Source organism: Bradyrhizobium sp. Crot121, assembly GCF_059512385.1.
Map to the genome: position 1 here is coordinate 1 of NZ_JCAMOR010000141.1, position 9,381 is coordinate 9,381.

The following is a 9,381-nucleotide window of genomic DNA, read 5'->3' on the forward strand; positions in this document are numbered from 1 at the left end:
GGTCACTTTGGCGTAGAGCTCACCAGGCCGCCGCCCAGCGCGCGCACTTCAAAACAAAAAGACAACTGTAATGCTAGCTAGCATCGCATGCATCGCAATTATCTCAAGGGACGTTTCGGCTACCGCATCATGGTCCTTGCCGCCGGCTACAACCTCGGCCTGCTCCTGCGATGGCCGGCGGAGAGTTGCGCGTCACCATCCGCGCGTTCGTCGATACTCTCCCGGCAGGAAATATCACTTTAGCCGGGCGCCGCGTCGCTTCGTCACAGACGAGTCACCGGCCGCTTACGGCGTAAGCGAAGAGATGCAATGAGATCCAAGCTGAGGCCGTGAAGCGTTTGCAGGCGTTTCCCCAGCTCCCACCGCTCATCGGGAAAATGGAGCTGGTCGATATTGAGTGTAGAGTTTACGCTTCTGGTTGAGTGCTCTCAAGGCCATAATCAGGGGCCAAATTGATAACTCTCCTGCAGCCGCGCGCCGCGTCAGTGTTCTCAAATATCCGCCAGCGTTCTTGATAGAGTCCCCTCTTTGCAAGATAACCGCGAGCGTGAGGCTAGCTCCCTCCTCTCCCATAACTGTACAGGCCTCATTCCAGGCGCTTGGACTAACAGCAAGCAGCTGCCGCGCTAGCCGCGCGGCGGCGACCAGATCTCCAATGGTCCGAATATCGCCGCGGGCATAATTGACGATGTCCGGGCAAGCCTCGATGATGAGCCGAACGGGCATCGCGAAGGATCTAGCACTCACATTTGCTTGGTGTTGGGACCTGGTAGGTGCCATTCTAGGTTTCGACTTTACGCAGCTATCTAGGTCAGGAGCATCGGCTGCGTCGACTTCCGGTGCTTCACCCCGATGAACGTGTTGCTGCAGAATCTCAAGGATATGCGAAGCAAGAAGGGTAAGCTCGCGGACAACCGGCTCCAGAGACTCGCGGGATGGGATACGCGGAAGGCGCGCCGTCAGATTGCCAAATTGGCGGCGTATCGCCGGCCAATCAGCATCGATATTCTCCTCGATACCCGTCTCGATCATTTTGCCAATGTCGCGCCGGGAAAGCGTGGCTTGCTTCCGCAAGCGATCGACAAGTTGACCGTCTTCAGCAATGCTGTAAGACAAATCCGCAAGCTCAGCCGCCCGAACGATGAGCGGACTAAGATCGAAGCCGAACGCCCGATCAATATGCCCGCTTGCATCGCGTCGCGCATAGCGCTTTCCATTCGGACTATCGCGCCTCAAAATAAGGCCTGCCTTGATGAGAGAGGCGAGTTGACGGCGAAGCGTGGAAGGTGCGATCCCGTGCGCTCGTATAATAAGCTTACGGTTCGATGGATAGACCACGAGATCGCTGGAGCTCGAGGCGAGGAGCGTCTCCCGATGAAAGGTCAAGAGAGCTTCAAGAACCGTGAGCGCGCGATCCGATACACCCAGTTGAGATCTCGCAATGCAGATGTGTCGGAACAGCTGCCACTTGTTGACGCTCTTGCCAGGCAAGAGCGCGTTGACTTGCTGCTGCGTTCGAACAACGTCGAACGAGATCCTCCCTGTCCCGAAGGGAGCCGTGGGACTTTGCTCGTGTATCTCCATTCGCGGATCCGATTCACCAAGGCAATAAAGGCCCGGCGTTGCCGGGCTCAGCTTACTAGCTCTAAGAAATCTGATTCGGCATAGTCACTAATAGTGTCTTCCACATTTCCTTAACGCTTAGAGGAGAGTGAATCGTACGCGGTAGCTGATCTCGTTAGATTTCTTTTGTGTTGAAGTGAGCCAAGCAGTTCTAGGGCGGCTGTCCATGTACAGCAAAAGCAGGTTCGTTCGCCAGCGGCTGCATCCTCCGGCATTGGTCCTGAGGCTATCGTCTCGGCTAATGGACTTGGTCCTACCGTCGGCTCTGGCGCAAGCCTTCGTAAGGACACGCTGCGGCCGTGAGAACTATTCCAAGCAACTCAAAAAACATAAAGCCAAAGCTTGGACGGCTTGCGGGATCGGTGGTCGTGGGCCCCTTCATTACCAAGCGACACTTCGAGAGCCAGGTGCGTTGTATCGCTTCGTTAGGTCGCAAACGCTACAGCGCTGTCGAAGTACTGCTTCAATATCAAAACAGGACCTATGATTTGTTATTGTAAGTGGCGCCCATCTTGGGCACCATAGGCGGTCATATTTGGTTGCTGCGCCGAGTTTTCTACACATCGAGAACGTCGTCGGCGATGGACGCGGCCTGCAAAGGGCGTGCCGAACACGGGATCACATCGGCGATCGAACAGAGCCGGCTCCGGAAATCTGCACAGTACGATAAGTGGAGTTTCTGCCTGACGGCGGGCAAGATTGTCCCGCGAATCAGGAGAGACGCGGCGGCGATCATCAGGGGCCGATCGCGCGCCGGATCGGGTCAAGACCGTCATCGCAATCGGGATTACTTGCCTGCCCATTTGCCGCAGGTGGAGCGCGTCATCGAGCTTGCGAGCACGTTCTGTCCGTGCGGTTGCGGCGCCATGACGAAGATTGGTGAGGACGTCAGCAAACGCCTTGACGTGATCCCGGCGCAATGGCGCGTGCTCGTCACGCGCCGCCCGAAATACGTCTGCCGTCGCTGCTCGGGCGCTATTGTGCAGGCACACGCGCCGGAGCATGTCGTGCCCGGCGGGCTGCCGACCGAAGCGGCCATTGCGCACGTAGATTGTCTCCAAGTTTGGCGACCATACGCCGTTTTACCGTCAGGCCGAGATCTATGCGCGCCAGGGAATCCGGCTTGATCGGGCGACACTGGGCAATTGGTCCGACCGCGCCTGCTTCCATCTCCGACCCGTTGCCGACCACATGCGCCGCCATCTGGCTGCATGTTTCGCGGGATCGTGAGCACGGATTTCAGGGGATCGTGAGCAAGTTTTCAGCAGCGCAGCCCGCTTCGGCCGACAACTCAACCGGCTTAGGAACTGCCTCGTCAGTGAACGAGGAAGGCCGATGCCCACCCAGAGATTGTCGATGCGCCGGATCAAAGAGGTTCTCCGCTTAAAACATGTTCAAGGCTTGCCGGAGCGAGCCATTGCGCGCACCCTGGGCATCAGCAACGGCGCCGTGCACAGCTATCTGCGCCGAGCCGGGGCTGCCGGGCTGAACTGGCCGTTGCCGGCCGGAATGACCGACGAAGACCTGGAGCTGCTGCTTTTCCCTGCGCCGAAGCCTGCGTCGCAGAGCCCCCAGCGGCCCATTCCCGACTGGGGCTATGTCGACAAGGAGCTGCGCCGGCGCAACGTGACCCGCCGGCTGCTGTGGGACGAGTATCGCGCCAGCCATCCCGATGGCTTCGGCTACACATGGTTCTGCACGACCTACGAGGCCTGGAAGGGGCGTGCCCGGCCTTCGATGCGGCAGACCCATCTGGGCGGCGAGAAGGTCTTCGTGGATTTCGCCGGCGACACCATCGACGTCATCGACCCCTCAAGTGGGGAAGTGCAGTCGATGAAGCTGTTCGTCGCGGCGATGGGCGCGTCCAATTATACGTACGCCGAGGCCTGCCCAAGCGAGGGGCTCGCCGACTGGATCCGCCTCCACGTCAACCTTTTCGCCTTCCTCGGCGGCGCGCCGACATTCGTGGTCTGCGATTTTGTTACCGGTAACAAAATCGCAGTTATGTGCCGGACATCGTTATGTGCCGAATGCTGTCACAACCTGCATTTTTAAACGCTATTTCCGCGACAGCGGCAACATAACGGAGCGCTCGTGGCATAGTGATCTCCTTCTTTCCTTAGGAGATTGTCATGCTTGAGAAGTACTACATCCGACCCGCCACCATCGATCGTATTCACGAGTCCTGGATCGCTCCCGAAGTCGAGCAGTACGTCAGCTGGATGGCGGAGCAGCGCTATACGGATAGCAGCGTGTCTCGCCGGATTCCCATCGTGGTGAGCTTTGGCGAGTTCGCAAAAGCTCACGGCGCCAGCGAGGTTAAGAACCTACCTGATCACGTCGAGCCGTTTGTGCAAGCGTGGATTGGTGAGCGTGCTAGACGACGCTCAGCCCGGCGAAACTTGACGCACAGAACTCATTTTTCACCGATCATCTCCCGGTACAGAAGGGCCTGCGGCTCGGTTCGATCCGCAGTTATCGTGACACGATCCGCCTGTTCCTGTGCTTCGTGTCCGAGCAGCGTGGTCGCCGGATTGCTACACTGGCCCTTGATGACCTGACATTCGAACGAAGTCTGGCGTTCCTGAGGCACCTGGAGCAAGAGCGCGGTAACTCGGTGCGTACTCGCAATCAACGGCGGGCAGCACTGAACACCTTCTTTGCCTACCTCGCGGTGCGTGCACCCGAGATGCTGGCGGTCTGTCAGCAGGTCGCGGCGATCCCCGTCAAGCGCACATCATTGCCCGATACACATTTCCTCGAGCGAGAGGAGGTAACGGCATTGTTTCGTTCGCTGCCTCGACAAGGTCATCTCTCGCTGCGCGACCGCACACTGTTGCTCTTCCTGTACAACACGGGCGCTCGGGTGCAGGAAGTTGCCGATCTTCGTATCGAGCACCTCGAACTCAAGCCACCAGCCAAAGTCCACTTGCACGGCAAGGGTGACAAGTGGCGGACGTGCCCGCTTTGGGATGAGACAGTGAAGCATCTCCAGGCGCTCCTCGCCCAGCGTAGCGCATCGCCAGGCGAGCCAGTCTTCTGCGCTCCGAAGGCCCGCCCTCTAACGCGGTTCGGGATCTATAAGATTGTCCGACGACACGGCGCATCCTTCGATACACACGGGCCGAAATCCAGGCGGGTCAGTCCGCATCTATTCCGGCACACCGCTGCTTGCCACCTGCTGGAATCCGGTGTCGAAGTCAATGTCATACGGAGTTGGCTCGGGCACGTGAGTCTCGACACGACAAACCGTTATGCCGAGCTGACGCTGCGCGCTAAAGCCGAGGCGCTGCGCGCCTGCGAACTGGGTTCCGATATTTCAACGGTGTCCCGGGCTCGCGTCGCCTGGAAGGACGACAAAACCCTCCTCGACTGGCTCAATTCACTGTAGCGCATTATGTGCCTACACGCCCGCGATCCTCCCCCGAGAGACCGGCTCAAGCCGTTGCCAGGCACATAACGATGTCCGGCACATAACTGCGACAATCTCAAGGCCGCCGTCACCAATCCCGACCGCCACGATCCTGGCCTCAACCGAACCTATGCCGAGATGGCGAGCCATTACGACACGGCCATTCTCGCAGCCCGGCCGCGGCGCCCAAAAGATAAGGCAAAGGTCGAAGTTGCGGTGCAAGTCGCCCAGCGATGGATTCTGGCGCGGCTGCGCAACCAACGCTTCTTTTCGTTGGCGGAGCTGAACGCAGCCATCAAAATCCTCGTCGTCGAACTCAATGCCCGACAGATGCGCGACTTTGGCGCCAGCCGCGCCGAACTGTTCGCCGAACTCGACCAGCCCAAGCTCACAAAGCTGCCGGACCAGGCTTACGCTTTCGCGCACTGGAAGCGCTGTCGGGTCGGCCCCGACTATCATATCGAGATCGACGGACACTGGTATTCCACGCCGTATCGGCTCATCCGTGAGCTCGTCGATGCGCGCATTGACGACAGGACGGTCGAGATCTTCCACAACGGCCGCAGGATTGCCAGCCACGCTCGCGCGCCCAACCGGCGGGGCCACACCACCATCGCCGACCACATGCCCAGCGCCCATCGGCGCTACGGCCAATGGACGCCCGCCAGAGTGATCGCCGCCGGTGAGCGGATCGGTCCGTCGACCGCCGCCTTCTTCCAGGCCGTGATCGCGGCCCGGCCGCATCCCGAGCAAGGCTTTCGCACCTGCCTCGGCATTCTGTCGCTGGCCAAAAGCTACAGCGCCGAGCGCGTCGACGCGGCCTGCCGGCGCGGCATTCTGATCAAGGCGCGATCCGTCGCCTCGATCCGCTCCATCCTCCAGAACGGCCTGGATCGCACCTTTCTCGACGAGCCCTCCGAACCCCAACCCCTGCGCCACGGCAACATCCGCGGCCGGGATTATTTCCACTGAAGCCAAGGAGACCTGTATGCTCAACCATCCCACCCACGAACGCCTGATCGAGCTCGGCTTGAGCGGCATGGCCAAGGCCTTCGAGGAGCAGCGCCGATCACCTGATCTCGAAGCCTTGCCGTTCGAAGATCGCTTCGGCCTGCTGGTCGACCGGGAAGCCGCGGAACGCGACACCAGGCGGCTCACCACGCGCCTCAAGCTGGCCGCGCTCCGCCAGAACGCCTGCGTGGAGGACGTCGATTTGCGCACGCCGCGGGGGATCGATCGGGCCGTCTTCGCCAAGCTCGTCAGCGGCGACTGGATCGATCGCCACGAGAATTTGCTTTTAACCGGGGCGACCGGGTTGGGCAAAAGCTGGTTAGCCTGTGCCCTCGGCCACAAGGCCTGCCGCGACAATCGCTCGGTTCTCTATCATCGCGTCCCAAGATTGTTCGAAGCATTGGCGCTCGCGCGGGGCGATGGACGCTATGCCCGCTTGCTCAAAACCCTTGGCCGCGCCCAGCTTCTGATTTTGGACGATTGGGGATTGTCGGTGCTCAGCGCTGCCGAGCGGCGCGATCTACTCGAAGTCCTCGAGGACCGCCATGGCCGCGCCTCCACCATCGTAACCAGCCAACTCCCTGTGGACACATGGCACGAAGTTATCGGAGACCCGATGACTTCATGATGCCTCCTTCTTCGACCGCTTGGTGCGTCGTACCCGATTGCGAAGCTGACCGATTTGTTTGTCTGAGAGCTCGATCTGCCATGGTTGGCCTTTGGCTAACTGACGACCTGCCATCAATCCGCGCGCAAGATAATCGAACACTGTTTGCGGGGTTACTCCAAGCTCAGCCGCTGCGCCCTGGATCGAGAAGCTGCCGTCAGGCCAGCGCATCGGATTCTTATCCACGCCGTTGATCTTGACGGTGGGTGCGCAACAGCCAGACGTTCTCGTCTTTGAAGGCGCAGCCGCGGGCCGCGACGAAGCCTTCCTGATTGAGTATTACCGCGATCTCGCCATCCATTTTGTGTTCAGCATTCAACTCGATGATCCGTTGCCGCAACCGATCAATGTCGATGTAATTGCGGTAGGTGTGAACGCGCCTTTGCACGTGATGCTCGCTGGTTGCGCCGGTCTGCCAGACGATCTTGAGCCACACCTGACCTCGGGTCCGCTTCTGATCAAGAACGACTTCGCGGATGACAAATCGCAGAATGCGCTTGCGATCGACTGCCGACGTAGTGGCCGCGTTCCAAATCTGCGGCAGGTTCTCGCCGAGCGCTTGCAGCCCTGCGCGTTCCGCCGGGCCAATCAGAAGCGGCTCTTGCGCGCGCCAACGCGCATGCTCTTGCTCGACTGCCTCGACGACACGCAGCTTCTCTTCCCAAGCCCGCTCAAGGGAGCGCGCCACAAGACGGTTCTCGGGCTCTACGGCGTCATACTGACGCCGCGCGCGCTCGGCCTCGTAGCGGGCGCGCTCCACGCGAAGCGCCCACTGGCGCTCGAGCTGACGGCTCTCGTGCTCCAATTGGCCCGCTGCCGCGAGTGCGATCTCAATCTGATCCGGCATCAGGGCGTCGAGGACCACCCGCTCGACCAGCGCGTCAACTGCCAAGGCCCGGACTTCCTGGCACAGCGCACTGCCTTGCTGGTCCCGATCCGACCGGCAGCAATAGACCGGATAGTCGGCATTCGGGCCCGTGTAGCGCATGCTCATGCGTCGCCCACAACGGCCGCAGATCGCAATTCCTTGTAACAGGGCTGCCCCCTTGCGCGGTACGCCGGCGTGTCCTGCCTCATAGCGACAGAGGTTATCTGCCAGTCGCCCCTGGTTGGCCATGAACTCCTCCCAGCTGATATAGCCTGGGTGGGCGGCGTGCAGACAAACCGCCCAATCCGCGATCGCCACCTTGACCGTTCCCGTCAGTGATCCCGGCCGGCATCGGCTCGGATCCTTTTGCCGGCGGCCATAAACATACGCCCCAGCATAGGCCGGATTTTGAAGGATACTAAGGACGCGCACGCTAGCTGGGGCACGCCAGACGACCTCGTGTGGAGCTGGTCCAAGCAGCGGCCGAACTGGCAATGACAATCCGTTCCGGTCCAAGTAACGCATCACACGGCGGGCGCTTTGCAGTTCCTGGAATTTGGCGAACACAAGGCGAAGGCGGGCCTGCACCTCCTCATCGGGATTGAGAATAATTGTGCCCGCGCGATCGTAGGCGAGCCCGGCTGGCAGGGGCAACCGCAGTTCGCCCCGCGCCGCCTTCTGGCGTTCCCCTTGATGAAGGCGCAGCCGAAGCTGATGCAGCTCCGCCTCGCTCATGATGCCGGACAAGCCCAACAGCAAGCGGTCGTGATAGGCGCGCGGCTCGTAAAGCCGCTCGCCATCCGCAATGAGCACGCCGAATACCGAGCACAGTTCGAGCAGCTGATGCCAGTCCCGGTTATTGCGGGCCAAGCGCGACGCATCGAGACTCACCACAAGACCCGCGTTGCCAAGGCCGATCTCGGCAATAAGCTTCTGGAAGCCATGACGATCCACGCCGCCAGCACCGGATTTGCCCAGATCCTCGTCAATGACCTGCACGCGCTCGGGCGGCCAGCCCAGACCAATGGCGCGATCAACAAGGCGGTACTGTAGCTCGGTGCTCTCCTGGTGCTGGCGCACCTGGTTCACGGATGACTGCCGCACGTAGACATAAGCCAACTTGGCACGGTGCGCGTTTGTGAGCCGCTCGTCAGCGACGTTCAAGCTGATCAGCACGACCCAGTCTCCTTCCGGGCGTGCCGGGGATCGCTTGCATTCGCCGCATCAGCGCGGCGATCGTTTGAGCAATCTGGGTTTGCGTCGCGGTCGACAGATTCGGCCATAGGCGCGGAATGTCGGTCGTTGGACGGCCGGGTGGAGTTGCTAACGTCGGCAGGGGTCGATACGCAACGCGACCCGGAAGCGGTCGGTGGGTCATCGCGAATCACCTTCTCGTCGAGAAGGCTCAGACTCGCGCTCAAATGTTGCATCAATGGGATCAGCGTCCGTGCACTGATGCGCGGCAGATCGGCCGCGTTCGGGTGGCAAGTGATCGGCGTCTCGGCAAGATCGGTCGACGCGACCCGAACCGCCCGCCGCCGACCGTCCGGCAGCGCGACGACGACGTAGGCAGGACCGCGCCCCGACCGCTCCTTCAGCACCTCAAGCCGGTGCCCGAACAGGAAATGATGCGGGTCAGTGATCGTGACGTGAGACACGACCCGCTCAAGAATAGGGGTACTCTGTCGTGTTCGGCGACCCAACCTACGCCGACGCCGTCCTCGATCGCCTCGTCCATAACGCTCACCGCCTCCAGCTGGCCGGCGAAAGCATGCGAAAACGCAACGCCAAAACCATCAC

General features: G+C 60.8%; 5 protein-coding genes and 6 pseudogenes. 7 read left to right on the forward strand and 4 right to left on the reverse strand.

Going from position 1 to position 9,381, the window contains the following annotated elements:
* Positions 1-366: 366 nt before the first annotated feature.
* Entirely contained in the window at positions 367-1,584 is a 1,218-nt protein-coding gene (repC, locus tag AC5ZGW_RS44115) for a plasmid replication protein RepC (RefSeq protein WP_130231758.1), read from the reverse strand.
* A gap of 818 nt (positions 1,585-2,402) precedes the next feature.
* On the opposite strand from repC, the pseudogene AC5ZGW_RS44120 reads away from it, so the two are divergent.
* The 6 genes and pseudogenes from AC5ZGW_RS44120 to istB form a co-directional block, all read left to right on the forward strand.
* Positions 2,403-2,829, forward strand: a pseudogene (locus AC5ZGW_RS44120) (IS66 family transposase zinc-finger binding domain-containing protein); the annotation flags it as partial.
* Between the two features lie 129 nt (positions 2,830-2,958).
* Positions 2,959-3,600: pseudogene (locus tag AC5ZGW_RS44125) on the forward strand (sigma factor-like helix-turn-helix DNA-binding protein); the annotation flags it as partial.
* Between the two features lie 457 nt (positions 3,601-4,057).
* A pseudogene (locus tag AC5ZGW_RS44130) lies at positions 4,058-4,285 on the forward strand (site-specific integrase); the annotation flags it as partial.
* Positions 4,286-4,312: 27 nt separating this feature from the next.
* Positions 4,313-5,014, forward strand: a complete 702-nt coding sequence (locus AC5ZGW_RS44135; RefSeq protein WP_283813362.1) for a tyrosine-type recombinase/integrase — start codon at positions 4,313-4,315, stop codon at positions 5,012-5,014.
* A gap of 87 nt (positions 5,015-5,101) precedes the next feature.
* A pseudogene (locus tag AC5ZGW_RS44140) lies at positions 5,102-6,007 on the forward strand (Mu transposase domain-containing protein); the annotation flags it as partial.
* A 16-nt stretch (positions 6,008-6,023) separates the two neighbouring features.
* Positions 6,024-6,662, forward strand: a pseudogene (gene istB / locus AC5ZGW_RS44145) (IS21-like element helper ATPase IstB); the annotation flags it as partial.
* 6 nt (positions 6,663-6,668) lie between these two features.
* Here istB and AC5ZGW_RS44150 read toward each other — a convergent pair.
* From AC5ZGW_RS44150 to AC5ZGW_RS44160, 3 genes are read right to left on the reverse strand one after another with little or no spacing between them, the layout of a single operon-like run.
* A complete protein-coding gene (locus AC5ZGW_RS44150) occupies positions 6,669-6,899 on the reverse strand; it encodes a hypothetical protein (protein WP_283813357.1) in 231 nt (76 codons plus the stop codon).
* Positions 6,892-8,757, reverse strand: a complete 1,866-nt coding sequence (locus AC5ZGW_RS44155; RefSeq protein WP_207231194.1) for a recombinase family protein — start codon at positions 8,755-8,757, stop codon at positions 6,892-6,894. Before AC5ZGW_RS44155 ends, AC5ZGW_RS44150 begins: the two co-directional genes overlap by 8 nt.
* Positions 8,751-9,239 (reverse strand): hypothetical protein, encoded by a 489-nt coding sequence (locus AC5ZGW_RS44160; protein WP_207231195.1) that lies wholly within the window; start codon positions 9,237-9,239, stop codon positions 8,751-8,753. The genes AC5ZGW_RS44155 and AC5ZGW_RS44160 overlap by 7 nt, the downstream gene beginning before the upstream one ends.
* A 29-nt stretch (positions 9,240-9,268) precedes the next feature.
* On the opposite strand from AC5ZGW_RS44160, the pseudogene AC5ZGW_RS44165 reads away from it, so the two are divergent.
* A pseudogene (locus AC5ZGW_RS44165) lies at positions 9,269-9,381 on the forward strand (ATP-binding protein); the annotation flags it as partial.

Excerpts from the sequence above, each read along its gene's own strand:
- AC5ZGW_RS44135 (WP_283813362.1), top strand. The coding sequence starts at position 4,313 with ATGCTGGCGGTCTGTCAGCAGGTCGCGGCGATCCCCGTCAAGCGCACA.
- repC (WP_130231758.1), bottom strand. The coding sequence starts at position 1,584 with ATGGAGATACACGAGCAAAGTCCCACGGCTCCCTTCGGGACAGGGAGG.